Origin of the sequence: Alicyclobacillus acidiphilus NBRC 100859 (genome assembly GCF_001544355.1) — a bacterium.
GTDB lineage: Bacteria > Bacillota > Bacilli > Alicyclobacillales > Alicyclobacillaceae > Alicyclobacillus > Alicyclobacillus acidiphilus.
The window spans coordinates 1-26,873 of sequence record NZ_BCQI01000005.1; the positions used below are offsets into that span (position 1 = coordinate 1).

The following is a 26,873-nucleotide window of genomic DNA, read 5'->3' on the forward strand; positions in this document are numbered from 1 at the left end:
GCCATAGCGGACAAAAGTACCGTTATGGCGGCGGGAACGTGCGCGGGAGGGTGTGGGTGAGTCGGCGTAAGGGACAAAAGTACCGTTATGGCAGCAGGGTCCATCGGGGTCATCGGGGTCATCGGGGTCATCGGGGTCATCGGGGTCATCGGGGTCATCGGGGTCATCGGGGTCATCGGGGTCATCGGGGTCATCGGGGTCATCGGGGTCATCGGGGTCCATCGGGGTCCATCGGGGTCCATCGGGGTCCATCGGGGTCCATCGGGGTCCATCGGGGTCCATCGGGGTCCATCGGGACCGCCCTCGCCTGCGTGGCCTAATGGGGAAGGAGCAAATCGGACGCCTTTCCGATCGTTATTCCGGTGAATGGTCCACAGCGACGGGGAATTGGCCGCTTTGAGAGGCTGTCGATCAATTAAGTACATAACTTCCCGTTGGATTCTTCGGACGGATTTTGAACTGAGGCTACAACAATAAGTGCTGTTTCCGAAGGGATCAGGGTCTTCTCGGGCCCTGAAACTGCCTTACAATCGATCTTTAGAAACGTATTTTTAGAAAATTACTATCAAGGAAAAATTTTCATCACGAGTCAGGATGAATTTGATTCTAGGAATGCGAGCTCTCCTCAAAAAGGCAAACGAATTGGTGGAATCCCGTTGATCGGCAGCTTCTTTGAGATCCTTATGTGCCCCCACTCCATTCGGAATGGGGCGGTTATAGCCGCTTACGCATCTAGCCAATCTTTCATTTGGCGTCGTTCGGCCGATTGGGGCGCGTGAAAGCGCTTGTTTCAAACTGTCCACCGAAGCAGTGTGCTTGCGTAGACGAAACCGCCGCCAAATCCCGCCAGAAGCAAGGTGTCGCCTTGACGGATGGCGCCGCGATCAAGTCCCATTCGAATTGCCAGCGGGATCGACGCCGACGAGGTGTTTCCGTAGTATTCGGCGCTGAACAGCGTTCGCTCAAACGGAAAATGCAGTTTTTCGCAGACTGCTTCGACAATGCGAAGATTGGCGCTGTGGGGAACAAACCAGTCGACGTCGGCGAGCGCGTGCCCCGATGCGTTCAACAAGGCTGGAATCTCTCGCACCAAGGTATTGACAGCGAGTTTAAAGACTTCCTTGCCGTTTTGGACGATATATCCGTTCGCCGCAATGGGTTGATTGGCTATGCGCGGGCTGAGACCGGAACGGTACAAGTGAATGCCAGCCTTGCCGCAGGTGACAGACGACGAACGGATAAAGGCTCCGTCATTCGCGTGTTCAACGAGGACGGCGCCTGCTCCGTCGCCGAAAAGGATGCAGGTCGACCGATCCGAATAGTCCGTCACTTTGGACAGCGTTTCGCCGCCGAGCACCAGTACTTTTTTGTGCATACCCGATGTGATCATGCCGTCGGCGAGTTGCAGTGCGGACACGAATCCCGCGCAGGCGGCCGAAATGTCCAAAGCGGCAGTGGCAGGGATATCGAAGTGATCCTGAATGATGGAAGCGACACTCGGGAACGTGTGATCTGGCGTGATCGATGCGACGAGGATGAGGTCGACGTCATGGAGCGAAATCGGGTAACGGCGAAGCATATCCTCGATTGCCTTGATGCAGAGATCGCTGGTGAACTCGTCGTCGGCTGCAATTCGCCGCTCACGCACACCCGTTCGTTGAACAATCCACTCGTTCGATGTGTCGACCAGCTTCTCCAAATCGTCGTTTGAGAGAACTTTCTGCGGCACGTACGTTCCGAGAGCCGTGATCTTTGCGCGCGATCTCGATGTCCATTGGCCAGTCATTTCACCAGCTCCATTCATGTCCTTTTATGATACGCCCTCGGCGACTTTGCTACAATGGCACGTATATGGCAGGTACGACTTTGGTTACAGGAGAGATTCCAATGCATCCTTCGCCGGGACATCGCATGTATCCGGAACGTATACCATATCTCATCGATATTCCTCAAATCGCGTTGGGTGACCTGTTTGTGCAGGCCGCGGCGCGGTACGGCGACAGGCCGGCTTTGTCCTTTGGCGGGCGCCTCTGGACCTATCGGGCACTTTGCGACGATGCGAAAGCCTTCGCGGCGGCGCTTGGGGATGCCGGTGTGGCATATGGCGATCGCGTCGCCGTCATGCTCCCCAATTGCCCCGCGTTCGTGATCGCCTATTACGGGACGCTGCTGGCTGGCGGAACGGTGGCTCTGTTCAATCCGATGTCGGTCGAACGCGAGGTGGCCGAACTCCTCGCGGATGCTGAACCGAAGGTCGTCGTCACATTGGCGTCGCTGCTGCCACGCGTCGCAGCCAGTCAGCCATCGCAGCCCAAGTTCGCCGTGTTGGTCCAGGATGGCCAAACGGCCGACGGGGCTGGCGCCAGCGATCTCGACGCCGCTCACTCGTCGGGATCGCCAGAAGCGCCGTTTGGGACCATCGAATTCAACATGTTCCTCCACCGTGGACAAACACGAACGTTTGAGCCTGTGGCAATCCAGCCGACGTCGGACGTCGCAACTTTGCAGTACACGGGCGGCACGACGGGCAAGCCAAAGGCGGCCATGCTGACACACTTCAATCTGGTCGCAAACGTGATGCAAAGCGCCACGTTTTATCAAGACCTGTACAGGCCGGGTGAAGACGTCTGTCTCGCGGTGCTTCCGCTGTTCCACGCCTTCGGCATGACGCTGTGCATGAATGTGTCGCTGTATCTCGGCGCGAAGTTGGTCCTTTTGCCCAAGTTCGAGCCGCAGCTCGTCATCCGCGCCCTGCGCGAGGAGCGACCGACGATCTTCCCCGGTGTGCCGACGATGTACACAGCCCTCCTGCACATGCCGGACATTTCGGCCGAAGACCTAGGTTCCATCCGCATGTGTATCAGCGGCGGCGGACCGATGCCAGTCGAAGTGATGCGGGCGTTCGAGGCGAAGGCTGGCTGTACCGTGCTCGAAGGCTACGGTCTGTCCGAGACCTCGCCCATCACGCATTGCAATCCACCCTTCGCGCCGCGCAAGGAAGGGACCGTCGGCATCGCGTTTCCGTCGACAGTGTGCAGACTCGTGAGCTTGGACGGATCGACCGATGAGGTTGCCCCTGGCGGCGTCGGCGAGTTGGCCGTCAAAGGGCCGCAGGTGATGAAGGGCTATTGGCGGGCGCCGGAAGCGACCAGGGAAGTTTTACACGATGGTTGGTTCCGCACAGGCGATGTCGCGCGGATCGATGAGGACGGCTACGTGTCGATCCTGGATCGAAAGAAGGATTTGATCATCGCCAGCGGATATAACGTGTATCCGCGGGAAATTGAGGATGTGTTGTACGGGCATCCACTGATTCAAGAAGCGCTCGTCGTCGGCGTTCCGGACGCGTACAGAGGGGAAACGGTCAAGGCCTGCATCGTTCTCAAAGCAGGTGCGCGACTGACGGACCTTGAGCTGATAGATTACTGTCGATCGCGTCTCGCGCCCTACAAAGTACCGCGGATTGTCGAGTTTCGCATGGAACTCCCGAAGAGCGCGATCGGGAAACTGCTGCGCCGGGCCCTCCGGGAAGAGGAAAGCACGGAGTAAGCGGGGCGTGGGGATGGCTGGGGGGCGAAGGCGCGATCGCGGAGGATGGCCGTGGGCGAACGGTGAGGTGGGAGAACGGTGAGGTGGGCGAACGGTGAGGTGAGCGAACGGTGAGGTGAGCGAATAGGCGGCCCGGAGCCGCTTATTTCGACGAAACGGCGTGATCGAAAGGAAATAGGCTGCCCACAGCCGCTTATCCGCCTCCGATAGCTCCGGGATGGGTTGGTTTCCGCCAAATAAGCGTCTGTCAGCCGCTTATTCGGCGCAAATCGGATGATTCGACACACTTAAGCGGCCTGGGGCCGCTTATCCGCTCCGCGTCGCCCCGCGTCGCCTCTGGTCTCGCCCCCCTGGTCTCGCGTCCCCGTCTGCCTGCCTTCCTAGACTTGACTCCGCAACGAAAACCCAATATATCTTATGTGATTCGCTATGATTCGCTTGTCCGTTCGCTTATCAGTGAATATGGCTCGTTTGTCGTTCCTGCCAAAACGCTCACCTAGGAGGGTTATCGTGGTTCAAATCAAATTTTGTACGATTCCGGTCGCTGACCAAGAGCGCGCACTGAAGTTTTACACCGAGACGTTGGGCTGTGAAGTTCGAACGAATGTGCCATACGGCAATGGCACCCGCTGGATCGAAGTCGCGTGGCCGGGGCGGGAGACCGCGTTCGTGCTGTTTACGCCGCCGGGAATGGAAGGACGGATCGGCGGCTTTACAATGGCGTCGCTTGTCACCGACGATTTGGAACGTACATATCGGGAGTGGTCGAGCAAAGGCGTTGAATTTGTCGAACCACCCACGCAACAACCCTGGGGCCTCCAAGCCATCTTCAAGGACAGCGAAGGAAATTCCTTCGTCATCACGCAGGACTAGGTCCAAAGCGGATTGCGGAAGAGATTTCGAGTCTCGCTGGCGCAGGGTGGACCGGGGTCCATCACCTCAAAAGGGGCTGCGCCGTGAGCAGCCCCTCCTGCTTTGGCGCAGCCCAAGATATTGAAGCTCCAGATACTGCAGTTCCAGATACTTTTCAAAAGCTGCCCGTCAGCGTAAAGCGTAAGTCACCGACCTGCGCGTTACGATCCGCGGCGTTACTTCGATTGAGCCTGCGAGGCGTTGGCGAGGCGGACAAACTCGCGCGCGTCGGCGGCGGCGAGATCGACAGCCTGTTGCCAGAAGTCTGGTTTCGTGAGATCGACACCGAGATGCTTGGCGGCCAAATCCTCCACCTGTGAACGGCCCGTATCCTGTAACAACTTCACGTATTTCTCGGCGAATGTGGGTCCTTCCGAGATGGCTCGGGCATAAATTCCCGAACTGAAGAGGTAGCCAAACGTGTATGGGAAATTGTAAAATGGCGTGCCGGTGATGTAGAAGTGCAGTTTGGACGCCCAGAAGTGCGGATGCGTGCTGGCCAGTGCTCCGGCATACGCCTCTCGCTGCGCCTCCGACATCAGTGCGTTTAACTCGTCGACACTGAGTACACCTTTCTTTCTCGCCTCGTAGAAACGAGTTTCGAACAGGAAACGCGCGTGTATGTTCATCAGCATGGCGATGCTTCGGCCGACTTTGTCCTCCAGCAGGATCAGTCGTTCCGCGTCTGAGGAGGCTTCTTGAATGGAGGCGTCGGACACGATGGCTTCCGCGAACGTCGATGCGGTTTCGGCGACGTTCATTGCGTAGTTGCTCACCAACTGCGGAAGAGGACGCATCACGTGCTGGTGGTAGGCATGGCCCAATTCGTGCGCCAACGTCGCAACATTGCCAGGAGTACCGGAGAAGGTGACGAAAATGCGCGTCTGTTCGCTGACCGGGAAACTTGTGCAGAATCCGCCCGGGCGTTTGCCTGGCCGATCCTCGGCCTCAATCCATCGCTTTTCGAAACATTGGTTCGCGAACTCCGCCATTTCTGGGCTGAATCGGTTGAAGTGGCGAACGATAAAATCGCGCGCTTCTTCGTACGACATCGACGATGTGGTCTCGCCGAGTGGCGCGTCGACGTCTTCCCAGCGAAGCTGCTCTTTGCCCAACATGCGCGCTTTTGCCTGAAGAAATTCGACAAACGGAGCCTTGCTGTTGGAAATCACACCCCACATCGCGTCCAGTGTCGCTTGCGACATGCGGTTGACGTCTAGCGGTTCTTTTAAGACGGATTTCCATCCGCGAGCCTTATACACGGCGAGACGATGCCCTGACAAGTGGTTCAGGGCCTGCGCGCAGAGCTCCGCCTCGTTTGCCCATGAAGTCTCCCATTGGTCGAACAGTTTCGATCTCGACGCGTCATCGGCACTCGCCAATCGATTCGCGAGCTGACCCATCGATACGGTCTCTTTCCGTCCGTTTACCTCGATCTCGGCCGTCATGCGGCCAACGATCACGTTGTACAAATCTCCCCAGGCGACGTAGCCATCGACGGAGAGCGCCGCGATGAGGGATTCTTGCTCGGATGGCAATAGATCTGCCGATCGGCGGATTCGTTCGCGCAGCGCAAATTCGAGTTCTCCAATCTGCGGTTGCTTCAATAGATTCGAGAAGTTCGTTTCATCCAACTTGGACAAGACGTCGTTGTACACGGTCAAGGAAGCTGAAAAGCTGGCACGTATTCCGCTCAGTCGGCTGGACAGCAGCTTTGCGCCCGTATCGTGCACGTCTTGGGCGGTGAGGCAGGATACAAACGCGCCCGCTTCGCGGCTTCTCGATGAAATGTCCTGCATGAATAGGACAGCTTTCGCAATGCCAGAAATGTCGGTGTTGCCTGAATTTTGCGCGGCGCGTAAGTTCTGAACATCGTTTGCAAACGATTCGATGTCCGCTTCCAATTGATCGATAAATGCGGAGAATTCCTTCGATGCGCTGCCACCGGGGAAGATGATGTCGAGATCCCAGGTCATCTGTAGTTTGTTGTTCAATCAAATCCCTCCCAGCCCAATTATATCGAATGGAAGAGTCAAACGGACGAAAGGGAGTTGCACGATTGGGAATATTGGTGCATCATATAGGGAACATACGTTCTCGTGTGGGTTTTCTAGTGGCTTTCCAACTGCTGATCCATGCAGGCGTTCGAGATTTCAACGGAAGTGAGGCATCGCGATGGAACGATGCGGATGGGTGAATCAAGACCCGCTCTACCTTCAATATCATGATTGCGAGTGGGGCGTGCCAGTGTACGATGATTCCACGCTGTTTGAGTTTCTCATCTTGGAAGGCGCGCAGGCTGGTCTGAGTTGGTATACCATACTGAAAAAACGCGAAGGGTATCGATTGGCCTTCGCGAACTTTGATCCACAGGTCGTCGCCGACTTTTCAGACGAAGATGTTGAACGCCTGCTCGGCGGAGAGTATGACATCGTCCGAAACCGTTTGAAAATTCGATCCGCGATTGGAAATGCACGGGCATTTTGCGACATTCAAGTTAAGCACGGCTCATTTTCCAACTATCTCTGGTCGTTTGTCGACGGGCGGCCGCAAATCAATCATTGGACGAGCCTTGACCAGGTACCGGCGGAAACAGAGTTGTCCCAGGCCATCAGCAAGGAACTGCGGCGGACTGGGCTTCGGTTCGTCGGGCCCACCATCCTATATTCGTATTTGCAAGCTGTCGGCGTCGTGATGGATCATCTGACGACTTGCTTTCGCTATCGTGCGTTATCTTGAACTGCTACCTTTCCTGGATTGGCGCCGCGGGGATTTTCGCTTTCGCGGAGGCAATTTTGTCGACGACTTCTCGCTGTCGTCGCCAAGGACGCCTTGGATAAGCTGCAGGACGTATTTGAGCTCGGCTCGAAGTTCGTCTTCCGTCACGCCGCGAATCCTGCCCTCCAATCTTGGATGAATCATTGGGATGGCCTGGCTGACGATGATTCTATCCAGCCCTTTGGCATTCGCGCGAATTCGCTGCTCCATCCAATGAACGGCTTCCATGGTGCGCTCCGCGACTGATTTACCCTGAAATTCCGGTTGATCCGTCATCTCGGCAGCCTCCTGTTTCGGAGAATGTTGCTCACTCTTACTGAACGGGATCCATCCGCGAATAGGAACGGCGAAAGTCTAGATGCGACGCGATTGGCATTGACTGGTTACCATTGTAGTGATACTATAAAAAAGTAATTAAAAAGGTGGAGGTGGTTCACCTTGGCGACAACCAAAGTGACGGATGCGAATTTTCAGGAGACGATTCGTGGAGATAAACCAGTCTTGGTCGATTTTTGGGCCACATGGTGCGGACCTTGCAAGATGATGGCTCCCGTTCTCGAAGAATTGTCGGAAGAGCACGGGGACAAACTGGAGGTCGTGAAGCTGGATGTCGACGAGAATCCGGAGACGACGGCCCAGTTCGGGATCATGAGCATTCCGACCATGATTCTTTTTGTTAACGGAGAACCCGTGAAGCAAATCGTCGGTTATCAACCCAAAGATCAGTTGGAATCGCAACTGACGGAAGTGTTGGCATAACCATTTGTCAACGGATGTACATGGTTTGCATGGCTTGCGTTCGCGCAAGCCTTCTTTTATCTGGTATGATTTGCAGGGTACGTGAAGTTGATATGTCGTCGTGGAAATTCTGGCTGCTAGCCAAGGAGATGTGGTCCATGTCCAAAAACGAACCTGTGGAAACCAACTATGAGTTGGCGACGTTTGCCGGAGGGTGCTTTTGGTGCATGGTCAAGCCGTTTGAAACTTGGCCAGGAATTGTGAAGGTTGTCTCTGGATATACAGGCGGCCATACGGAGAACCCGACCTACGCGGAGGTATGCACGGAAACCACCGGTCACGCGGAAGCGGTCCAAATCACGTTCGATCCGTCGGTGATTTCATACAAGCAGCTTCTTGACGTGTATTGGCGTCAGATCGATCCAACCGACGCAGGCGGGCAATTCTATGATCGGGGTTCATCGTATCGGACCGCTATCTTTTACCACACGGACGAGCAAAGGGAAGCGGCGGAAGAATCGAAGCGCGCACTTGAGGCGAGCGGAAGATTCAGCAAACCGATTGTCACCGAGATCGTTCCGGCTGGTCCTTTTTACGAAGCGGAGACGTATCACCAAGATTACCATCGCAAGAATCCAGAGCATTACGCAAGGTATCGGCAGGCGTCCGGACGAGATCGGTTTATCGCCAGCCACTGGTCTTGACGTGGAGGGCGAAACCGGGTGACAGACAATGAATATTGTTTCGGCTGAACACCTTCAGCACAGCTATGGCGACAAGGTGCTGCTCCGGGATGTGACATTTGGCATCGAAGAGCGGGATCGAATCGGACTGATTGGCGTAAATGGGGCCGGCAAGTCGACGTTGTTGAAAATCGTCGCGGGCCTTGTCCGACCGGATGCAGGAAGTGTCACTGTCGCAGGGAACGTTCGTGTTCACTATTTGCCCCAGGAGCCTTCGTTTGGCCCTGACGATACGGTCATCCAGGCCGTGTTCGCGGGCGAGGCGCCTGTGATGGAGCTTTTGCGGGCATATGAGCGCGCGTTGGACAAGTTGGCGAAAGATCCGCAGGACGAAGTCTGCCAAGGCCAAGTGTTGAATTTGCAAAGTCAGTTGGAAGCTGTCGACGGCTGGGCTGTGGAACATGAGGCAAAGGCCATCCTGACGCGGCTTGGGATCACGAGGTACGACCAGCCCGTGGCGGAACTGTCCGGAGGGTGGAAAAAGCGCGTCGCCTTGGCGCGGGCCCTCATTCAACCGGCCGAATTGCTGATTTTGGATGAACCGACCAACCACATTGACGGCCAAACCGTCGAATGGCTCGAAAACTACTTGCAGGCCAGAACGGGCGCCCTGTTGATGATCACTCATGATCGCCATTTTCTCGATCGCGTGGTCAACCGCATATTTGAGCTGGATCGCGGACGCCTTTACGAATATCGGGGAAAATACGAGCAGTTTCTCGAAGGGAAGCTCGCACGCCAGGCTTCAGAGCAAGCGTCCGTACAGAAGCGGGAAAATTTCTTGCGCAATGAGTTGGAATGGGTCAAGCGTGGACCGCGGGCCCGTGGAACCAAGCAAAAGGCTCGATTGGATCGGTATTACGACGTCCTCGAACAAGAGCCGGAGGCAGCGAACGGAGACTTACAATTGAGTGCGGCGTCCGCGCGCCTTGGCAAATCCATTTTTGAACTGGATCACGTTTCGAAGCGGATCGCGGGCAAGAAGCTGCTCAACGACTTCAGCTATATCGCTGTCGATGGCGATCGAATTGGCGTCGTCGGACCAAACGGAAGCGGCAAAAGCACCTTGCTGCGCCTCATCAAGGGCGAGTTGGAGCCGGACTCGGGAGAAGTGCGGATAGGCGCAACCGTGCGGTACGGCTACTACGGACAGGAGACGACGCCGCCGGGCGATCTCGACACGCGGGTCATCGACGTCGTGCGCGATATTGCGACGGTGGTCGAGACCACGGACGGAGAGCTGGTAACGGCTTCGCAGATGCTCGAGCGATTTTTGTTTCCGCCGGATGTTCAATGGACGCCCGTCGCCAAATTGTCGGGTGGCGAGCGACGCCGTCTCGAATTGCTTCGCATTTTGATGTCCGCGCCAAACGTCCTTTTGCTTGACGAACCGACCAATGATTTGGACATCCCCACGCTGCAGGTGCTTGAATCGTATCTGGATGGCTTTCCTGGTGTCGTGATCGCTGTCTCGCATGATCGGTATTTTTTGGATAGGATCGCGAACAAGATTCTCGCATTCGAGGGCGACGGCATCGTTTCCTTGCATTACGGCAATATGTCTGACTATCTCGCGGTGCAAGCGGCGCGGATGTCTTCCGCTGAAGTGACGGATTCGGGCAACGCGGCGGACGTGCAACTAAAGACGGTGAACACGCGCTCCCGCAGGCGCGACACACTTCGATTTACGTACCAAGAACAACGGGAATACGAGCGCATTGAGGACGACATCGCGGCGGCGGAGCAGGAAGCCAGGCGCATTGAAGCGGAAATGGAACGTTTCTCCCACGATCACGTTCGGCTCGCCGAACTGTTTGAGGAGCAGCGCGCTAATGAACAGCGGTTGGCGTTCCTCATGGAGCGGTGGGCGTATTTGACTGACCTGGCTGAGCGAATCGAGGCGCAGAAGGCGGCCGACAAGCCGGCAGATTAAATTCCTTGTGAAGCAGACGTCCAAGCAGGTCTAGCCGCGCCTGCCTTCGGCCATATTAAGCGTAGCCCGCCAATCCTATGAACGACATTACAACGATATCCCACCGATATGAACGACACGATAAGGAGTTTTGACATGGCGACATTTTCAGAAATGGGACTCAGTCCACAAGTGCAGAAGGCAATTGAGATGATGGGCTTCGAGTCGGCCACCGATATTCAATCTCAGGCAATCCCCGTATCCTTGTCAGGCAGGGACGTGATTGGCCAAGCACAGACAGGCACGGGCAAGACCGTCGCTTTCTCCATTCCGGTGGTCGAAAAGGTCAACCGAGAAGACGGCAATATTCAGGCCATCATCCTGACGCCGACGCGCGAACTGTGCATTCAAGTCGCGGAGGAGATCACCAAAGTCGGAGGCGTCAAAGGCGTGCGCGTCTTGGCGATTTACGGCGGCCAAGATATCAACCGGCAAATCCGCGGACTGCGCAATCGCCCTCATGTGATTGTGGCGACGCCGGGCCGTCTGATGGACCACATGAATCGCAGAACGTTGACACTGGAGCACGTCTCCATCGCGGTTCTCGATGAAGCGGACGAGATGCTCGACATGGGTTTTGTCGAAGATATTGAAACCATTCTCGGCGCGTGTCCAAGTGAACGGCAGACGCTGCTGTTCTCCGCGACCATGAAGCGCGGTGTGACCAGTTTGGCGCGCAAATTCATGAAGGATTTCGTCACTGTCGCCGTGAAGGCCAGCGAAGTCACTGTGCCAACCATTGAGCAGGAATATTACGAGGTCAGCGAAAATCACAAGCTCGACGTGCTCACCCGTCTTCTCGATATTCAGAATCCGGAACTGGCCATTGTCTTCGGTCGCACCAAACGCCGCGTAGACGAACTGACCAGCGCTTTGCAAACAAGAGGATACGTGGCAGACGGACTGCATGGCGATTTAAGTCAGAAGCAGCGCGACACGGTGATGAGCAAATTCCGCGAGGGCAGTCTGGAAGTGTTGGTCGCGACCGACGTGGCGGCTCGCGGACTCGACGTCTCAGGCGTGACACACGTGTACAACTTCGATATTCCGCAGGATATCGATTCCTACGTGCACCGAATTGGCCGTACGGGCCGCGCTGGGAAGAGCGGGATCGCGTCGACGTTTGTGACGCCGCGCGAAATCGATCACCTGCACCAAATTGAGCGAATCACACGCCACCGCATCACGAAGCGCCCGCTGCCGACCTTTTCCGAAGCGAAACAGAGCAAGCAGCGTATGGCGATGGAGCAGTTGCTCACGGAGAGCCAGAGCGAGGATTTGGGCGTGTACCGGGCATTCGCCGAGGAACTGCTGAACCAGCAGGATTCGATCGCGCTCGTCTCGGCGGCGCTCAAGATGCTTACCGGAAGCACCACGGAGGTGCCGATCCAACTGACAGCGGAAGCACCCATTCGAATTCGCCGGCCGCAGAATCAGGGCAGGGGAGATCGGAACCGCCGAAGCGGCGGCGGGGACTACCGTCGCAGCAGTGGCAGCGGCGACTATCGCCGTCCAAAACAAGGTTATGTTCGATCCAATCGGCACGGTTGAACAAGTTTGACCATCATAAGGCGACCCGCCGGGAGATTTTTTCTCCTGCCGGGCCGCCTTGTTTTCGTTTGCAAGTTCTGCCTCGACTTTAACCGACAGACAACCATAATCTGTCCGACTGCCAGGACGTCTTGACCGGCACGTGAAACGCCGAAGACAGGACTGCGTCCGTCAGTACTTCCCGTTTCGGGCCTTGGGCGACGATGTGTCCTTCGTCCAGAATCAGGACATGGCTGATGAACGGCAGGATCTCTTCCACGTGATGTGTCACATAGACGATGGATATGCTGTCGCCGCCATTCGCGTTTGCCTCCTGCGCCTGCGAAAGGCTGTTCAGGAGACCTTCGCGCGCCCGTACGTCCAATCCGGTGCACGGTTCATCCAGTATCAGCAGCGACGGCTGAGCCATGAATGCTCTCGCGATGAGCACCCGTTGCCGTTCGCCTTGAGACAACGTTTGGAATGGCGAGTCCGCAAGATGTTCCGCCGAGAAGCGGCGCAGCATGTCCATCGCTTGCTCGCGATCTCGATGGTCCACCGCTTCCCACAAGCCGATGGACGCATACTTGCCGCTGATCACGACATCCAGGGCCTTCTCCGCAGGCGCGTCCGCCTGAAAACGATTGCTCATCGACGTGCTGACCCAGCCAATTTGTTTGCGCAGATCCCGCAGGTCCACTCTGCCGAACGTCTTTCCAAGTACGGCGATCTCGCCGCGCGTCGGCCATTGATAGCCGTTGATGATTTGCAGCAGCGACGTCTTCCCGCTTCCGTTGAGACCAAGCAAAGCCCAGTGTTCCCCAGGCCGCACAGTCCAATCGATCTCGTTCAAAATCGTCTTTTCACCGCGAATCCACGTCACATTTCGCATGCGAATGATATCCAAGGAGCGCACCTCATTTCTACCCTTGTAACTATACCGGGTGTTGAGGCGGAGAGAAAGGTTTGGGGGCATGTGGGGGGAGCATTAATCGCTCTCGTGGAGCGGTGCGGACAGGATGCTAAGCAACGCCTGCTCAAAACGCTCATCATCCTCGAGCGTCCTCGGGCGCGGGCCTTGGCCCTTCACGCGAACCTTGGGACTGCGCCGAAGCTTGGCGTGGAGTGCGCGTTCAGCCAACAGGAGGTCGATGTTTTCATGCGTGTAGATTCTGCCGATCGGAGAAATGGCCTTCGCGGAACGCGCGAGTGCGAGCGCTGCCAACCCGTAATCCTGCGTGACTACGAGACAAGGTCGATCCCGTCCGATTCTGCGCAGAATTTCGTAGTCCGCTGAATCTGGCGCGTGATCAACGGTGACGTGGTCGTCGCCGCTGTGCTCGTGACGAATGGAACTCACCGTGGTGACACGCGCCCCAAATTGACGAGCGGCGTTGCGCACGATGGCCATAGCCGTTCGCGGCATGGCGTCGGCGTCGACATAAATGTCGTAGGGCTTTTGGTCCAAAGACGATCATCGCCTTTCGGGGCGGATAAAAAAGAAAGCGACGCCAACTGGCGGTCGCTTTCTTGGCCAAGTGGCTTAAGCTTGTTTGCTTGCTTCAATCTCCAATTCAATCTTAACCTGATCGCTGACCAAAACGCCACCGGTTTCGAGCGCGGCGTTCCAGGAGAGGCCCCAGTCTTTGCGGGAAATCGTCGTGGTTGCGCTAAATCCAGCGACTTCAGCGCCCCATGGATTTTTGCCAGCTCCCTCGAACTTCACGTGAAACGTGACAGGTTTCGTGATGCCGCGAATCGTCAAGTCGCCGGTCATGTCGTACTCGTGCTCGCCCGTCTTCTTGGTTTCGATCGCTTTGAACGTGATCTTCGGGTGGTTCTCGACATCGAAGAAGTCGCTTGCGCGCAAGTGGTTGTCGCGGGCTTCGTCGCGGGTGTTGACGCTTGCTGCGTCGATGGAGAAATCGATCTCGGCAGTGGTCAAATCCTCAGGATCTGCGGTGACAGTCGCGTCAAACTTCTCAAACGTACCGCGGACGGTCGAAAACATCATGTGTTTCACAGAGAAGCCGATGGTGCTGTGACTTGCGTCGACATTCCAAGTGCTCTTTGCCATCTTGAGGATTCCTCCAAATGTTCTTGTTATTGTGATTTCGGCTTTTACCTGATAAGTCCTCAGGAACAAAGTCCCACAATTCTTCGTTTCTTATTATTCACAAGTTAGATAGCTTTGATAAGTACGGATATGAATGTGCCATAGTATACTTGATGTAACTAAGGAGCCGAGGTGACCAAATATGGATCGATCCACGTCTGCCGACGAGTGCCTTGTCTCGTCCACATTGGATATTATCAGTGGGAAATGGAAGATGGTCATTCTCTTTCATTTGATGTCCGAGCCCAATCTGCGCTTCACGGAATTGATGCGGCGAATACCTGGTATCACGCAGCGGGTTTTGACGAAGCAGTTGCGTGAACTGGAACAGGACGATATTATCGCGCGCACGATTTATCCTGAAATTCCGCCTCGTGTCGAGTATGCGATGACGGAGTACGGACAAACACTTCGACCGATCCTCGAAATGATGCACCATTGGGGAGCGAATCACTTGCATCGATCCAGGGCTCGCATGGAGTGAGGCGGCAATGTTGAAATGGGAGAGCCGGGATCGGCTGCTAAAGTAGACCATCGAGCTGCCGTCTGAAATTTATTGCAGTCGCAACTGCCCCTGCGCCGTTTGTTGGCATGCGGGGCAACGGCCGTGAAGCACGACCTCCGACTGTTCAATGTGATATCCGCTCGATCGCTCTATCGATTGAAGCCACTCTGCTGGCAACGATGCGGCCGCTTCATCGATCTTTCCGCAATCGTCGCAGATGATGTGAATATGATCTTCTAGGCGGGCATCGTACCGGCTGACTGCGTTGCCCAACTTCAACTCGCGGATCATTCCCATATCGACGAGATATCGCAGTGAGTTGTAGACGGTGCCGTAGGCGAATTGGTAGCCCAGCCCCCGCAGCCTCTCCATCACATCGTTTGCGGTCGGATGATCATGAGCGCTTTGAACGAGATCGAAGATGACACGTCTTTGAGTAGTCCAATTGACTTTTCTGCTCATCGAATTCACCCTTCCATCGCATCAATGCACGACTCAATGCACGATTATACCATGTCCAACCGCTCTGACCAGATACATATGTCGAATCCAAATTCGGTCTTGCTCAATTATAAACCAGAATTTATACTAAGTCTAAATCTTTTATTTCTAGCATCTGATATATCAGAAGTTGAATACGAGGAGGAATATACGTGACAGACAAACGCTTGACGACCGAAACCGGAGCGCCCGTGCTGGACAATCAGAACTCCAAGACGGCAGGTGTTCGCGGCCCTGTACTGATGGAAGATGTCCATTTGGTGGAGAAGCTTGCGCACTTCAATCGCGAACGTATCCCAGAGCGGGTGGTCCATGCAAAGGGCGCCGGCGCCTACGGGTATTTTGAGGTCACGAACGACGTGACCAAGTATACCAAGGCAAAATTCCTGTCCGAAGTTGGCAAGCGTACGGAGGTATTTGTCCGTTTCTCCACCGTCGGAGGCGAAAAAGGGTCGGCTGACACCGAACGCGATCCGCGTGGGTTTGCGGTCAAGTTATACACGGAAGATGGCAACTACGACATCGTCGGGAACAACACGCCGGTCTTTTTCATCCGCGATCCGCTCAAATTCCCAGATTTCATCCATACGCAAAAGCGCAATCCTCAAACGAACCTGAAAGATCCGAACGCCATGTGGGATTTTTGGTCGTTGTCGCCGGAATCGCTGCATCAGGTGATCATCCTGTTCTCCAACCGGGGTACACCGAAGACATACCGCCACATGCACGGATTCAGCTCGCATACGTTCCAGTGGGTAAATGCCGAAGGAGAAGCGGTCTGGGTGAAATACCACTTCAAAACCGAGCAAGGCATCCAAAACTTCCGTCGAGAAGAAGCGGTCGAAATGGCGGGCAAAGATCCAGACTATGCGACGCGCGATCTGTTCAACGCCATTGAAGGCGGCGACTATCCGGCGTGGAAGGTCTATGTGCAGATCATGCCGCTCGAAGATGCGAATACGTACAAATTCGATCCGTTTGATGTCACAAAGGTATGGCATTACAAAGACTATCCGCTGGTTCCGATTGGGCGCATGGTCCTCAATCGCAATCCGCAAAACTATTTCGCCGAGGTCGAACAAGCCGCGTTCTCACCCGGAAATATCGTGCCGGGTATCGGGTTCTCTCCGGACAAAATGCTGCAGGGCCGGCTGTTTGCGTACGCAGACGCGCATCGCTACCGCGTTGGCACCAACTACAATCTGCTGCCTGTCAACCAGCCCCACGCCACGACGGCGCAGAATTATCAACGTGATGGAGCGATGCGCTTCGATGCCAATGGGGGACCCAGCGTGAACTACGAACCCAACTCGTACCACGGACCCGTTCAGTCGAGCGCGGCCAGCGGCTACCAATTGCCAGTCTCTGGCGTAGCTGCGCATGCGCCGTACGATCGCGACGACCACTACACGCAACCGGGCGATCTCTATCGTTTGATGCCAGAGCAGGAAAAGGCGGATTTGGTGGACAATATCGTACAATCCCTGAAACACGCCGAACGCTCGATTCAGCTTCGCCAACTCGAACACTTCCGCAGGGCTGACGCCAACTTGGGTGAGGCTGTCGCAAAAGGTCTCGGACTGAGCACGGAAGTCAACGCGTAACCTGCGCCGGGGCAGGGATGCGGTGAAGGCGGTGAAGGCGGTGAAGGCGGTGAAGGCGGTGAAGGCGGTGAAGGCGGTGAAGGCGGTGAAGGCGGTGAAGGCGGTGAAGGCGGTGAAGGCGGTGAAGGCGGTGAAGGCGGTGAAGGAAGGGGCGAATAGGCGTCCCTGAGCCGCTTATTTCGACGAAATGGCTGGATGAGAAGCAAATAGGCGTCTCTGAGCCGCTTATTTGCTTCCGTCGCTCCCCGATGGCCCGGTTTCAAGCAAATAGGCTCCTGACAGCCGCTTATTTGGCGCAAAGTTGCTGATTCGACACACTTAAGCGGCCCCGGGCCGCTTATTTGCCCTTGCCCTTGCCCTTGCCCTTGCCCTTGCCCTAGCCTTGCCCTAGCCTTGCCCTAGCCTTGCCCTAGCCTTGCCCTAGCCCTAGCCCTAGCCCTAGCCCTAGCCTTGCCTAGCCTTGCCCTTGCAGTGCACCTTGCCTTCCCCTTGCCCCATCCCTCGGCCTCACGCCACGCCCTCTCGCAGCGGCGTGTTTTATCGGCTGTCGACAGCGAGATATTCAAAGGTGGCCTCGCACGTGCCGCCTGGGGCGCTTTCAGCTCCGATACCCACCTGCAGCGAGGGTGGTGCAAAGAATCCGAAGTGGCGGATGTGCTTCCATTCGTTGGCCTTGACGCTGAGGGCGAACGTCACGAGTGTTCCACGGCGTTCGATCCGCAGCACGGGGTCCTTCACGGCGACGGTTTGGGCGTGGCAGATGTCGAGATCGCCGTCGCGGCTCACCGTCGATACGGTCGAGCAAGCGTCCTCGTCCCGAACGATCGCGAATTTGGCCCAGCTTGTGTCGCTGGCGGCAATCATCAGAAAACCGGCGTCGCCAGGTTGTTTGGCGTCGAGTCGAAGTTGCGTCGTCGCCTGAAAATCGCCGTCGATCCGGGCAAACAGATAGGGCGCAACGAAGGCGGCGTCCGTGGAGGCAGCTTCTGGCTGCGGCCCGGGCGCACACAGAAACAGGCTTCTGTCCGAATAGAACCGCCATTCGCCAGGCTCGTTCCGCCATTCCAAGGATGGCGCGGCGAGTGTGTCGAACAAGTTCATCCAGTTCCGTCCCTTCCAATGTGTTTGCTGCTTCACATTTCCACGCCAATGGGCGTATTCCTCTGTCGCTTCGCCAGAATGATTCACGTGACTCGATGGTGGTACAATAGAACCGGTTTCTCTGATTGTCTGCGGCGGCGAAACGTGGGATGATAAGACAATGAGCACTTCGCTTTAGCGCGAAGAAAGAACCGCAGATCTCCTGTGCATAGCAGGGTGCAAAAAAGAAGGAGGCACCACAGTGTCTGTTGTCAAATCTACCAACCGCGCGCTGGTCAACGCGATGGTTTCACCGGAGCGGGAATCCGAGAGGCGTGCGGCTCTGCAAGCAAAGAAACAGGTCGTGCTCGACGAGGTTGGCGTCTCCGATGTTTACCAGTTGGGTATCGGCGCATTCAGCCCGCTGACCGGCTTTCTGTCGGAGGCGGACTATCGGAGTGTTGTTGAGACGATGCGGCTCGAAGACGGATCGATTTGGTCGATTCCCGTCACGCTCCCCATCAGCGAGGAGCAGGCGCAGGAGATTCAATTGGATGACGAGATTGCCCTGGTTCGGGAAGATGGCGTCATCTGCGCGGCGATGCGGGTGGAACACATGTATCGTCCGAATCTGGACCATGAGGCGCAGCTCGTTTATCGGACAACCGAGGACGAACACCCAGGGGTTCGGCGCTTGCACACGCGAGGAAACGTTTATCTCGGTGGACGCGTGGAGGTATTCGCAGACGAGCGGATCGATGAGTTTTCGAACTATTTCTTCACGCCGGCGCAAACGCGTGCCGCGTTCGCCGAACGCGGTTGGAAGACCATCGTGGGGTTTCAAACCCGTAACCCCATCCATCGAGCCCACGAATACATTCAGAAAGCCGCGATGGAAATTGTCGATGGCCTGTTCCTCAATCCGCTTGTCGGACCGACCAAATCGGACGATGTTCCGGCTGACGTTCGCTTGCGTGCCTATCAGACGATTTTGAAGCACTATTACCCTGAACAACGGGTGTTCTTCGGCGTCTACAAGGCGGCGATGCGCTATGCGGGGCCGCGTGAGGCCGTGATGCACGCGTTGGTTCGTCGCAACTTCGGTTGCACGCACTTTATCGTTGGGCGCGATCACGCTGGTGTCGGCAGCTACTACGGCACGTACGACGCACAATATATTTTCAACGAGTTCGATTTCGACGAATTGGGCATCACGCCGCTGTTCTTCGATCACTCGTTCTACTGCAAACGCTGTGAGGGTATGGCAACCACCAAGACTTGTCCGCACGAGGCGGCGGATCACGTGATTCTCTCCGGCACCAAGGTGCGCCAGATGCTTCGCGAAGGCGTCGCGCCGCCGCCGGAATTCAGCCGGCCGGAGGTCGTTCAGGTCCTGATGGAGCACTATTCAAAGCAGCAATAGAGATCGTGAGGGTGATGGGCCCAGACAATCTGGGCCCACAACCTGGTGGTGGAAGCAGCAACGTCCATGCTGGGGGTGGCCAAAGGTGATGGAGCGTGAATGCGAAGTCTTAGAGGCAGCCGTCAGAAAAGCAGGGAAAGAGGTCGTCCGGATCTCCAAGGAAGGTTATGAGACTTCTCGCAAGGCGGACGACGACATTCTCACGACCGCTGATTTGGCAGCCAATCGGATTCTGCTGGACGCGGTTCGCGACGCGTTTCCGGACGACGGATTCTTATCCGAGGAAAGCGTTGACAATGGCACGCGGCTGACCCGCAAACGCGTTTGGATCATCGATCCAATCGATGGCACCAAGGAGTTCGTCCGCGGGCTGCCTGAATACACCATTTCGGTTGCACTCGTCGTGGATGGAGTGCCGGAGTTGGGTGTTGTCTACAATCCGATGACAGACGAGTATTTTTTGGCCCAGCGCGGGTTTGGCTCTTATCTCGACGGCAAGCGGACGCACGTTCGTCAGCTTCACGGACGGCAGCCGCTCGTGCTGTGCAGCAGAACGGAATGGCAACGCGGTTATTTGGCGAGATACGACGGCATCGTGCAAGTTCGACCGATGGGTTCCATCGCGTACAAGCTCGCCTTGGTGTCAGCCGGCCTGGCAGACGCGACATTTTCCATGGGCCGTAAACACGATTGGGATATTGCGGCCGGAATCTTGTTGGTTCAAGAAGCTGGCGGAACGGTCACCGATAAACACGGTCACGAAATCCGGTTTCATCGTGAAACCACGCTCGTCGACGGGATCGTAGCGGCGACTGAAGACAGTGTCGTTCCGCTTCGGGAATTTTTGAGCGTCCTCGAGCGTCAGGGCTTACATGACCCACATTTATAGGAAAAGGTGAAGATATCTATGGCAAACGTCCAGGCGAGACAACTCAAAGACCACTTGTGTTTTGCCATCTACGCTTGTTCGCGAGAAGCGGCCAAGCTGTATCGACCATTCCTGGATCCCTACGGGCTGACCTATCCGCAATACTTGGTGCTCGTCGCGTTGTCGGAGTCGGATGAGTTGACTGTGAAGGAACTTGGGGACAAATTATATCTTGATTCGGGCACGTTGACGCCTTTGTTGAAACGAATGCAGGAATCGGGTTTCGTTCGAAGAGTTCGTTCGAAGGAAGACGAGCGCAAGGTGAAAGTGTCGTTGACGCCAAGAGGCGTGGAAGTTCGCGATGCCTTGGCGACGGTTCCAGATTGTTTGGTGGAACGGGTTGGCGACAGATATCCGTTCGATCTTCGCAACTTGTTGGAAAGAGTCACAAAGCTCCTGGAATCCATTCACGAAGTCAATCACGAGAAGTAACCTGATGCAGCATCCACAACTTCGCATGAACGCATTTCGCATAATGCGCGACGTCTGGTTCATGCCCGCAGTCAAGTGCGAATGGCTTCAGCATCGTTTGGGTCGAGATCGATACCTGGACTTCCTGCAGAGGCCAAGGTTCATGATGAATGTCTCCTTGATACAATTTTCCCTTGTGTGTTGTGAATAAGGCGTATCGATCCGTCAACCAGGACGCGAGTGAACCTGGTATCGATTCGGCTGATGGTTCGACCGATGGAGACGAGAGTTGATACGAACAGTCCAGCGACGCCGCCGGCGCGTGCCTGTGCGTGCGTTTGAGTCGATAACGCCGTCGATTGGAGTCCGTGTCGATCCGGAACGAAGCCCGATAATATGGCAGGTGAAAGACGGTTCGGGCACCCAGAACGGCGATGGAATTCGCAGCGTCCAGACTGAAAAAGTAGACGCCGGGAATGCCGTCCTTGACGACGTAGGTCCGTACGTTGCATTCTGCAAACGCAGATAGTCCAGGTATCGGCGGAAGACCGCGCAGGTGCATGTTGCGGACTTCAAAAGCGAGGATGCTGACCCATGACGTCCCGTTGTACGTGTCGAGATCGAGGGCTCTTGGGAGCACATTGGACAAAGCCGCTCGATCCGCCTGAAAATGCAAGAACAGCACGTTCTGCCAAGTTTGCCGGAGAATCCACGGCGCGTTTGGCAGATCGTAGTTGCGATGGGACGTGTCCCAGGTTGTCATGTTCATCACCTCGACGGAGGGATTGACGTTGGCAGGAAACGAACAACCGGACGAACAGCATGTCGTGGTTCTGTTTGACGGCCTGTGCAACTTGTGCAGCGGGGTTGTCCAATGGCTGATTGCTCGAGACAGGACGGGCGTCTTTCGCTTTGCCTCGTTGCAGTCGGCGTATGCCAAGGCCGTGATCGACGGCGTTTACGGGGACACCGGAACGCCGGACAGCGTTATGGTTCTACATCGCGGAAGGATTTATGAAAAGTCGGACGCGGTGTTGTATATTGCGAAACATCTGGGTACACCGTGGCGATGGGCCTTGTTCGCGAAGTGGATGCCCCGGACGTGGCGCGATGCAATCTACGATGGGGTGGCAAAACATCGGCTCCATCTGTTCGGAAGACGTCAGAGTTGTCTGATGCCAACGATAGAAAACCGTTGGCGCTGGATCGAATAGAGACGACAGCACTCCCCCTGGGTGTATCGTCTCTATTGGTTTATAACGGCTTACGAGGATTGGGAGAAGCTCTTCGGCGCAGCCGCTGGGCTCCACGTTTTCCCGCCGTTGGTCGTCGACAGCAGAGATACTGTTCCATCGGCTTGTGGTTCAATCCCAATGGCAGTTGCAGACGATGTCGGTACGACGAGCGTAAAATCCGAGATTGAAACGCTGGATGGCACCTTGGTCCATGTAGCGCCGCCATCGGACGTTTGAAGGAACGAGTTGGTGACGGGATCGACGGCCCAGCCGACCTTCGGCGAAATAAACACCGCGTCTTCCGCCGTTTTCAGGGAAGCCGTGCCCGAGATCGACCAATTGAGGCCTTCGTCGGCGCTTTCGTAGGTAACAAGGGTGTTTCCTTTGGACGACTCATACAGAACCGGCCAGACGCCGACGCCGTCAAAGAACATTGGCAGACTGTCGATATCCTCGGTCGCTCCCGACGGTATCCCACGTGGAACAGGCAGTTCCGGGATTTGGGTCGTCCACGTGGCGCCTGCGGTCGTTGTGTAACCCGGCGCCCACCCGGTCGATGTCGACATCCACCGATAGCCGACATTGGCCGAGCCGAACGCAACCAACTGGAAAGGATCGTAGAGCAGCGACAACGAACTGGGTTGCCGCGGTGTGCTGGCTTCCTCCCGCGCGCTTGCAGTGTACATATTGGCCCAATGTTGACCGCCGTCGACGGTCTCCCACAAAGAGGTCATCGTCCCCGGGTTCGTGTCGCTCGTGATCGCGGCGTATCCGATGGAGTCGTCGATCATGTCAAGCTGGCGGACATCGCCGGCCAAACTCGTCGGCAGCGAAGATTCTTGCCACGACTGGCCGCCGTCTGCCGATACATAAATGGTCGATTGTCCGGATTGGCGCACCGCGATGAGCCCCTCGTCCGAACTGGGAAAGTCGACCGACGTAATCATGGCATCCGAGTGCACGACATCCTGTGGTGTGACATCGACCCACGTTTTCCCGCCGTCGCTGGTCGCGTACACATAGTTCCCCTTGACCGCCCAGGTTCCTGTGCTGAATGGTCCTGTCGAGAAACCTGCGCCGGAGGAGGCGTTCACTGCGGCAGGGCTATTCGCGGCAGTTGTGCCGAGGGCCGCGGTCGATGACGCGGATTGCCCTTCTGACGCCCCGCTTGGGTTGGAGGCGATGAACTGTGTCGTCGAGTTGGAACCGCCGCTGGCAGCATCATTGTCCGTGCCTACGGAGTTGGAAGTCAGCGATGCACCAGATGCGTTTGCTGTATTGGTCGATCCGGCCGTGTTCGACACCATCGTGGCTGCCTGCGCGTTGGTTGCCGTTGGCGAGTTCGTCGCTGCCTGCGCGTCGGTCGTCGGACTGAGCGATTCGGTCCCCGAAGACGTCGTCTGCGACGAGGCTGAAGCGGGCGACACTGGCGATCCAATGTCGGTTGCCGTCGCCTGAGTTGCCGCCGTCGAAGAGGTCCCCGACTGATTCGTTGACGACTTCGCCTTTTCCTGCGCCGTCGCACTCGGAGCAAGCGCTTGGTTCGATCTCGATGGCCCCATGGTACGATTCGTCGGCCTTGTCGACAGTCCGTTGGCGATGAGCTTCGTGTTGGCGGTATAGCTATTCGCGGTCGCTTCGGTCGGATTGCCCTTTACGGCGTCCGATGCCAGAACCTTCGCCACAGCGTGCTTCGTTGCAGGAACCGGTGCGCTGTCACTCGACGGCCGACCAGGCTGCTGACGAGACGGCTGCCGGGATGGGGCCGTGGTCATGGCGGACCGGGCCTGAGCGGTGGGCGCGTGATGGACAGTCGTGCCATTTGCGCCGCTTGTCTGGTGTGTGCCGAAGGACGAGATCGGCTTCGCAGCGGGCTGCGCCAGCGACTGCGGACTGTGCGAGCCGGGCAACGACCAGGCGACAACACCTGCGATCCCGCTGGCGACCAGCAGCCCGGCGGCACTGTACCCGTAGGGGGCAAATCGCCTTGGTCTGCGCGGCGATGCCGCTGATTGATCGGATTCTCCCAATTCATCGATGAAATCCGTACCGTTGTTTGCGTCGTTCTCCATTTGCGCGATGAGACGATCGCGTAAAGCAGCCTTGCGATCCGAGGACAATCGTGGACGGTGGCCCCGTTGTAACTCCGTCTGCAGTCGTTTTGGGGTCATCTCGAAGTCCTCCTTTGTCCGTGTACTGCCCGTTCCGGGCGAAAGTCTTCCGAGAGAAGCGCGCGAAGTTTTCGAATCGCTCGATGCAGTGTCACGCGTACGTTGACCGACGATGTCTGAACGATTTTCGCAGTCTCGTCGACCGGCATGTCCTCGATCAGCCGAAAAAACACGACTTGACGCTCCAAATCCGTCAACTGCGACAGAACGTCCTCGACCTCCACCAACGTATCCTGCGGGCGGGCTTGCACCGACCATTGGTCGAAATCCGCGACCAAGCCTTCCCGATGGCGGGATCGTCGGCGATACGCGTCGCGGACGAGGTTTCTGGCTATCGTCCAGATCCATGCGCCAGGACTGTCCAACTCCCGGCTGCCCCAAGTTCGATACACGCGCACGAAAACCTCTTGCACGAGATCCTCTGCGTCTTCGCAGTTCCCGAGGGAATATCGCGCAAATTCGTAGATCTTGTCGGCGTATTCGTCAAATAGGGCTAGAGTTGCGTCTTGGGCGCTCGGGTCGACCATTCTTTAACCTCGTTTCACAAGGACTACTAACTATCATAGACGTCCAGGATGCCGACTCTGTTAGCTACACGTTGAAATTTCGCTTGGATTCATAAGATCTGCGGGTTTTGTTCACCGGGTTATGTTCATTGTATCTCAATTTATGCGCACGCGAGTCGTGGATACACAACATGTGTCCCGCTCCGAGGCGGTGTATCGCCGTATGCCTGTATCGACACACTAGAATGGCGAAGAGAGCGAAAGGGAGACGATGTCAGGCATGGACAATCCGACGGAGTCAATGGATCACAACCTGTCGATGGAGCACAACCTATCGAATCAGACGGTCGCAGACGAGGACGTTTTGCCCGACGTGACCTACGTTCAGAGCCGAATCGCCAACGTCGTGTTCATTGGTCCTCCGCACGCCGGCGATGGGGAGTGGGTCATGATTGACGCTGGCATGGCAGGTACGGAACAACAGTTGCTGCGGCGGATCGAAGAACGGTTTGAGCGAAGTCGGCCCGGGTGCATCATCCTGACGCATGGACATTTCGATCACGTCGGCACGCTGATTCCTCTCGCGCACCGATTTGACGTACCCGTCTACGCGCATCCGCTGGAACTACCATACCTCACGGGACGAAAAGATTATCGTCCGCCAGATCCGACCGTGGGCGGCGGCATGGTCAGCTATCTGTCGGTCTTCTTTCCGCGGCGTGGACTCGATTTGGGCGACGCCGTCCGCGCTTTGCCACCAAACGGAGAGGTTCCGCACTTGCCGGAATGGCGGTGGATTCACACGCCGGGGCACACGGAGGGGCATATCTCCTTGTTTCGCGAGCGGGATCGGGCCCTGGTGGCAGGGGACGCGTTCACCACCGTCAAACAGGAGTCGCTGTACGCAGTCCTGTCGCAAAAGCGAGAGATTCACGGTCCACCGGCGTATTTCACGACAGACTGGCAACAGGCGAAAGCTTCGGTGCGGACGCTTCAAGCGCTGAAACCGGCCTGGGCCGTCACGGGTCACGGCCGTCCGATGTTCGGAACCGAACTGGACGAATCGTTGGAGCGGCTGGCCGCGGACTTCGACTGGATGGCCAAGCCGGACGCGGGAAAGTATGTTCATTGAATTTTTGGTACGATAGACAAAAGCGTGGATTGGCATCTCCCAGTCGAAGAATGGTTATGGAACCAGGAGTGAGAACATGCGCCGAGGACGCTTTGCGCCGACGCCGAGTGGACAACTTCATCTCGGCAACGCCTTGACGGCTCTGCTCGCTTGGCTGCACATGCGGGCGGTCGGTGGACAGCTCATTCTGCGTGTGGAAGATATCGATGTGGCTCGATGCCGCACGGAATACGCCTTGCAGATGATGGATGAGCTGCGTTGGCTCGGTCTGGATTGGGACGAGGGCCCGGATGTCGGTGGGCCTTGCGGACCATACGAACAGAGTCGCAGGACATCGCTGTATGAGGAGGCCATACGGATTCTCGAACAGGCTGGTCGGCTGTATCCGTGTTTCTGCAGCCGCGCGGAACTGCTGCAGGTCGCGTCGGCGCCGCACAATGTGCTCGGTGAACCGCGCTATCCCGGCACTTGCCGCGCATTGACAGACGTCGAGCGGATGGCGCGCAGGCGGGCGAAGGAACCCTCTCTGCGGTTTCGCGTGGACGACCAGGCTGTCGCCAGTTTCGTCGATCTCGTGTATGGCCAGCAGCGAGTTCCTCTCTCGGACGTCGGCGACTTCGTCGTGCGGCGGGCGGATGGCCTGTTCGCCTATCAGCTCGCCGTCGTGGTGGACGATGCGGCGATGGGGGTGACCGACGTGCTTCGCGGAGCCGATCTGCTGTCGTCGACCCCGCGCCAACTGACCATCTACCAGGCATTCGGCTGGCCGGAACCTACATTTGTACATGTGCCGCTCGTGGTCGATCGCGACGGACAAAAGTTGAGCAAACGGGATCGGTCCATCACGCTCGCATACCTTCGCAGTTCCGGTGTGCCGGCGTCGCGCGTGGTTGGTGTGCTGGCCTTTCTAGCGGGTCTATGCGACAAACCGGTAGAGCTTTCGCCTGGCGAGTTGATCTCCCGCTTTGACGTGAAGCGGCTGCCGAATCAACCCATCCGTTTGACGGAAGAATGCGAATCGATGCTCGCGATGAGGTGA

26 protein-coding genes and 1 pseudogene are annotated in these 26,873 nt (G+C 56.7%); 16 read left to right on the forward strand and 11 right to left on the reverse strand.

Features of this window, described 5'->3' with window-relative positions:
* Positions 1-790: 790 nt before the first annotated feature.
* The gene (locus AAC01S_RS03045) at positions 791-1,786 is read right to left on the reverse strand and encodes a ketoacyl-ACP synthase III (RefSeq protein ID WP_067618619.1); all 996 of its coding nucleotides are present in this window, start codon (positions 1,784-1,786) and stop codon (positions 791-793) included.
* Between the two features lie 101 nt (positions 1,787-1,887).
* On the opposite strand from AAC01S_RS03045, the gene AAC01S_RS03050 reads away from it, so the two are divergent.
* Positions 1,888-3,549 (forward strand): long-chain-fatty-acid--CoA ligase, encoded by a 1,662-nt coding sequence (locus tag AAC01S_RS03050; RefSeq protein ID WP_067618621.1) that lies wholly within the window; start codon positions 1,888-1,890, stop codon positions 3,547-3,549.
* Positions 3,550-4,059: 510 nt separating this feature from the next.
* Complete coding sequence (locus AAC01S_RS03055; protein ID WP_217997811.1) at positions 4,060-4,422, forward strand: VOC family protein; 363 nt, start codon at positions 4,060-4,062, stop codon at positions 4,420-4,422.
* Between the two features lie 215 nt (positions 4,423-4,637).
* Here the strand turns inward: AAC01S_RS03055 and AAC01S_RS03060 are convergent, their stop codons facing one another.
* A complete protein-coding gene (locus AAC01S_RS03060) occupies positions 4,638-6,455 on the reverse strand; it encodes a M3 family oligoendopeptidase (protein ID WP_370670802.1) in 1,818 nt (605 codons plus the stop codon).
* A 181-nt stretch (positions 6,456-6,636) separates the two neighbouring features.
* Here AAC01S_RS03060 and AAC01S_RS03065 point away from each other — a divergent pair, with 181 nt between their 5' ends.
* A complete protein-coding gene (locus AAC01S_RS03065) occupies positions 6,637-7,200 on the forward strand; it encodes a DNA-3-methyladenine glycosylase I (protein WP_067618624.1) in 564 nt (187 codons plus the stop codon).
* Here the strand turns inward: AAC01S_RS03065 and AAC01S_RS03070 are convergent.
* Positions 7,192-7,515 carry a hypothetical protein gene (locus tag AAC01S_RS03070; protein WP_067618627.1) on the reverse strand — a complete coding sequence of 108 codons (324 nt, stop codon included), beginning with the start codon at positions 7,513-7,515 and terminating at the stop codon, positions 7,192-7,194. The two genes, AAC01S_RS03065 and AAC01S_RS03070, sit on opposite strands and share 9 nt — an antisense overlap.
* Before the next feature lie 162 nt (positions 7,516-7,677).
* Between AAC01S_RS03070 and trxA the strand changes: the two genes are divergently transcribed.
* The 4 genes and pseudogenes from trxA to cshA all read left to right on the forward strand — a co-directional run bounded on the left by trxA (position 7,678) and on the right by cshA (position 12,243).
* On the forward strand, positions 7,678-7,998 hold the full coding sequence (gene trxA / locus AAC01S_RS03075; RefSeq protein WP_067618630.1) for a thioredoxin: 321 nt from the start codon (positions 7,678-7,680) through the stop codon (positions 7,996-7,998).
* Between the two features lie 137 nt (positions 7,999-8,135).
* Positions 8,136-8,678: pseudogene (msrA, locus tag AAC01S_RS03080) on the forward strand (peptide-methionine (S)-S-oxide reductase MsrA); the annotation flags it as partial.
* A 31-nt stretch (positions 8,679-8,709) separates the two neighbouring features.
* On the forward strand, positions 8,710-10,653 hold the full coding sequence (locus tag AAC01S_RS03085; protein WP_067618636.1) for an ABC-F family ATP-binding cassette domain-containing protein: 1,944 nt from the start codon (positions 8,710-8,712) through the stop codon (positions 10,651-10,653).
* Between the two features lie 135 nt (positions 10,654-10,788).
* Positions 10,789-12,243 carry a degradosome RNA helicase CshA gene (cshA, locus tag AAC01S_RS03090; RefSeq protein ID WP_067618639.1) on the forward strand — a complete coding sequence of 485 codons (1,455 nt, stop codon included), beginning with the start codon at positions 10,789-10,791 and terminating at the stop codon, positions 12,241-12,243.
* Positions 12,244-12,331: 88 nt separating this feature from the next.
* Here the strand turns inward: cshA and AAC01S_RS03095 are convergent, their stop codons facing one another.
* The 3 genes from AAC01S_RS03095 to AAC01S_RS03105 all read right to left on the reverse strand — a co-directional run bounded on the left by AAC01S_RS03095 (position 12,332) and on the right by AAC01S_RS03105 (position 14,299).
* Positions 12,332-13,138, reverse strand: a complete 807-nt coding sequence (locus tag AAC01S_RS03095; RefSeq protein ID WP_306307165.1) for an ABC transporter ATP-binding protein — start codon at positions 13,136-13,138, stop codon at positions 12,332-12,334.
* 72 nt (positions 13,139-13,210) lie between these two features.
* Positions 13,211-13,690: a DUF188 domain-containing protein gene (locus AAC01S_RS03100; protein WP_067618642.1), complete on the reverse strand. Its 480-nt coding sequence runs from the start codon at positions 13,688-13,690 to the stop codon at positions 13,211-13,213.
* Between the two features lie 75 nt (positions 13,691-13,765).
* A complete protein-coding gene (locus AAC01S_RS03105) occupies positions 13,766-14,299 on the reverse strand; it encodes a YceI family protein (protein ID WP_067618645.1) in 534 nt (177 codons plus the stop codon).
* A gap of 181 nt (positions 14,300-14,480) precedes the next feature.
* Between AAC01S_RS03105 and AAC01S_RS03110 the strand changes: the two genes are divergently transcribed.
* Positions 14,481-14,822, forward strand: coding sequence for a winged helix-turn-helix transcriptional regulator (locus tag AAC01S_RS03110; RefSeq protein WP_067618648.1), 342 nt, complete (start codon positions 14,481-14,483; stop codon positions 14,820-14,822).
* A gap of 69 nt (positions 14,823-14,891) precedes the next feature.
* Here AAC01S_RS03110 and AAC01S_RS03115 read toward each other — a convergent pair whose 3' ends face one another.
* The gene (locus AAC01S_RS03115; protein WP_067618651.1) at positions 14,892-15,305 is read right to left on the reverse strand and encodes a Fur family transcriptional regulator; all 414 of its coding nucleotides are present in this window, start codon (positions 15,303-15,305) and stop codon (positions 14,892-14,894) included.
* Positions 15,306-15,496: 191 nt separating this feature from the next.
* Between AAC01S_RS03115 and AAC01S_RS03120 the strand changes: the two genes are divergently transcribed.
* Positions 15,497-16,948 (forward strand): catalase, encoded by a 1,452-nt coding sequence (locus tag AAC01S_RS03120; RefSeq protein WP_067618653.1) that lies wholly within the window; start codon positions 15,497-15,499, stop codon positions 16,946-16,948.
* 22 nt (positions 16,949-16,970) lie between these two features.
* Positions 16,971-17,117 carry a hypothetical protein gene (locus AAC01S_RS18600; RefSeq protein ID WP_157071025.1) on the forward strand — a complete coding sequence of 49 codons (147 nt, stop codon included), beginning with the start codon at positions 16,971-16,973 and terminating at the stop codon, positions 17,115-17,117.
* Between the two features lie 368 nt (positions 17,118-17,485).
* Here the strand turns inward: AAC01S_RS18600 and AAC01S_RS03125 are convergent, their stop codons facing one another.
* Complete coding sequence (locus tag AAC01S_RS03125) at positions 17,486-18,049, reverse strand: DUF1349 domain-containing protein (protein ID WP_157071026.1); 564 nt, start codon at positions 18,047-18,049, stop codon at positions 17,486-17,488.
* A gap of 241 nt (positions 18,050-18,290) precedes the next feature.
* Between AAC01S_RS03125 and sat the strand changes: the two genes are divergently transcribed.
* The 3 genes from sat (at position 18,291) to AAC01S_RS03140 (ending at position 20,811) form a co-directional block, all read left to right on the forward strand.
* Positions 18,291-19,451 carry a sulfate adenylyltransferase gene (gene sat, locus AAC01S_RS03130; RefSeq protein ID WP_067618658.1) on the forward strand — a complete coding sequence of 387 codons (1,161 nt, stop codon included), beginning with the start codon at positions 18,291-18,293 and terminating at the stop codon, positions 19,449-19,451.
* Between the two features lie 88 nt (positions 19,452-19,539).
* Positions 19,540-20,340 carry a 3'(2'),5'-bisphosphate nucleotidase CysQ family protein gene (locus tag AAC01S_RS03135; protein ID WP_067618661.1) on the forward strand — a complete coding sequence of 267 codons (801 nt, stop codon included), beginning with the start codon at positions 19,540-19,542 and terminating at the stop codon, positions 20,338-20,340.
* Positions 20,341-20,358: 18 nt separating this feature from the next.
* Positions 20,359-20,811: a MarR family winged helix-turn-helix transcriptional regulator gene (locus AAC01S_RS03140; RefSeq protein WP_067618664.1), complete on the forward strand. Its 453-nt coding sequence runs from the start codon at positions 20,359-20,361 to the stop codon at positions 20,809-20,811.
* Here the strand turns inward: AAC01S_RS03140 and AAC01S_RS03145 are convergent.
* Positions 20,795-21,553: a YqjF family protein gene (locus AAC01S_RS03145; protein WP_067618667.1), complete on the reverse strand. Its 759-nt coding sequence runs from the start codon at positions 21,551-21,553 to the stop codon at positions 20,795-20,797. The genes AAC01S_RS03140 and AAC01S_RS03145 overlap by 17 nt on opposite strands.
* 28 nt (positions 21,554-21,581) lie before the next feature.
* On the opposite strand from AAC01S_RS03145, the gene AAC01S_RS03150 reads away from it, so the two are divergent.
* Entirely contained in the window at positions 21,582-22,004 is a 423-nt protein-coding gene (locus AAC01S_RS03150) for a thiol-disulfide oxidoreductase DCC family protein (RefSeq protein WP_169793997.1), read from the forward strand.
* 50 nt (positions 22,005-22,054) lie between these two features.
* On the opposite strand, the gene AAC01S_RS03155 is transcribed toward AAC01S_RS03150, so the two are convergent.
* Both AAC01S_RS03155 and AAC01S_RS03160 read right to left on the reverse strand, forming a co-directional pair.
* Complete coding sequence (locus tag AAC01S_RS03155; RefSeq protein ID WP_067618672.1) at positions 22,055-24,196, reverse strand: YCF48-related protein; 2,142 nt, start codon at positions 24,194-24,196, stop codon at positions 22,055-22,057.
* Positions 24,193-24,723 (reverse strand): RNA polymerase sigma factor, encoded by a 531-nt coding sequence (locus AAC01S_RS03160; RefSeq protein WP_067618675.1) that lies wholly within the window; start codon positions 24,721-24,723, stop codon positions 24,193-24,195. The genes AAC01S_RS03155 and AAC01S_RS03160 overlap by 4 nt, the downstream gene beginning before the upstream one ends.
* Before the next feature lie 259 nt (positions 24,724-24,982).
* Here AAC01S_RS03160 and AAC01S_RS03165 point away from each other — a divergent pair, with 259 nt between their 5' ends.
* A complete protein-coding gene (locus AAC01S_RS03165; RefSeq protein ID WP_245630049.1) occupies positions 24,983-25,834 on the forward strand; it encodes an MBL fold metallo-hydrolase in 852 nt (283 codons plus the stop codon).
* A gap of 76 nt (positions 25,835-25,910) precedes the next feature.
* Positions 25,911-26,873 (forward strand): tRNA glutamyl-Q(34) synthetase GluQRS, encoded by a 963-nt coding sequence (gluQRS, locus tag AAC01S_RS03170; protein WP_067618678.1) that lies wholly within the window; start codon positions 25,911-25,913, stop codon positions 26,871-26,873.

Excerpts from the sequence above, each read along its gene's own strand:
- AAC01S_RS03160 (WP_067618675.1), bottom strand. The coding sequence starts at position 24,723 with ATGGTCGACCCGAGCGCCCAAGACGCAACTCTAGCCCTATTTGACGAA.
- AAC01S_RS03140 (WP_067618664.1), top strand. The coding sequence starts at position 20,359 with ATGGCAAACGTCCAGGCGAGACAACTCAAAGACCACTTGTGTTTTGCC.
- AAC01S_RS03115 (WP_067618651.1), bottom strand. The coding sequence starts at position 15,305 with ATGAGCAGAAAAGTCAATTGGACTACTCAAAGACGTGTCATCTTCGAT.
- AAC01S_RS03110 (WP_067618648.1), top strand. The coding sequence starts at position 14,481 with ATGGATCGATCCACGTCTGCCGACGAGTGCCTTGTCTCGTCCACATTG.
- AAC01S_RS03125 (WP_157071026.1), bottom strand. The coding sequence starts at position 18,049 with ATGAACTTGTTCGACACACTCGCCGCGCCATCCTTGGAATGGCGGAAC.
- AAC01S_RS03070 (WP_067618627.1), bottom strand. The coding sequence starts at position 7,515 with ATGACGGATCAACCGGAATTTCAGGGTAAATCAGTCGCGGAGCGCACC.
- AAC01S_RS03155 (WP_067618672.1), bottom strand. The coding sequence starts at position 24,196 with ATGACCCCAAAACGACTGCAGACGGAGTTACAACGGGGCCACCGTCCA.
- cshA (WP_067618639.1), top strand. The coding sequence starts at position 10,789 with ATGGCGACATTTTCAGAAATGGGACTCAGTCCACAAGTGCAGAAGGCA.
- AAC01S_RS03085 (WP_067618636.1), top strand. The coding sequence starts at position 8,710 with ATGAATATTGTTTCGGCTGAACACCTTCAGCACAGCTATGGCGACAAG.
- gluQRS (WP_067618678.1), top strand. The coding sequence starts at position 25,911 with ATGCGCCGAGGACGCTTTGCGCCGACGCCGAGTGGACAACTTCATCTC.
- AAC01S_RS03165 (WP_245630049.1), top strand. The coding sequence starts at position 24,983 with ATGGACAATCCGACGGAGTCAATGGATCACAACCTGTCGATGGAGCAC.
- AAC01S_RS03105 (WP_067618645.1), bottom strand. The coding sequence starts at position 14,299 with ATGGCAAAGAGCACTTGGAATGTCGACGCAAGTCACAGCACCATCGGC.
- AAC01S_RS03045 (WP_067618619.1), bottom strand. The coding sequence starts at position 1,786 with ATGACTGGCCAATGGACATCGAGATCGCGCGCAAAGATCACGGCTCTC.
- AAC01S_RS03065 (WP_067618624.1), top strand. The coding sequence starts at position 6,637 with ATGGAACGATGCGGATGGGTGAATCAAGACCCGCTCTACCTTCAATAT.
- AAC01S_RS03135 (WP_067618661.1), top strand. The coding sequence starts at position 19,540 with ATGGAGCGTGAATGCGAAGTCTTAGAGGCAGCCGTCAGAAAAGCAGGG.
- AAC01S_RS03050 (WP_067618621.1), top strand. The coding sequence starts at position 1,888 with ATGCATCCTTCGCCGGGACATCGCATGTATCCGGAACGTATACCATAT.
- AAC01S_RS03145 (WP_067618667.1), bottom strand. The coding sequence starts at position 21,553 with ATGACAACCTGGGACACGTCCCATCGCAACTACGATCTGCCAAACGCG.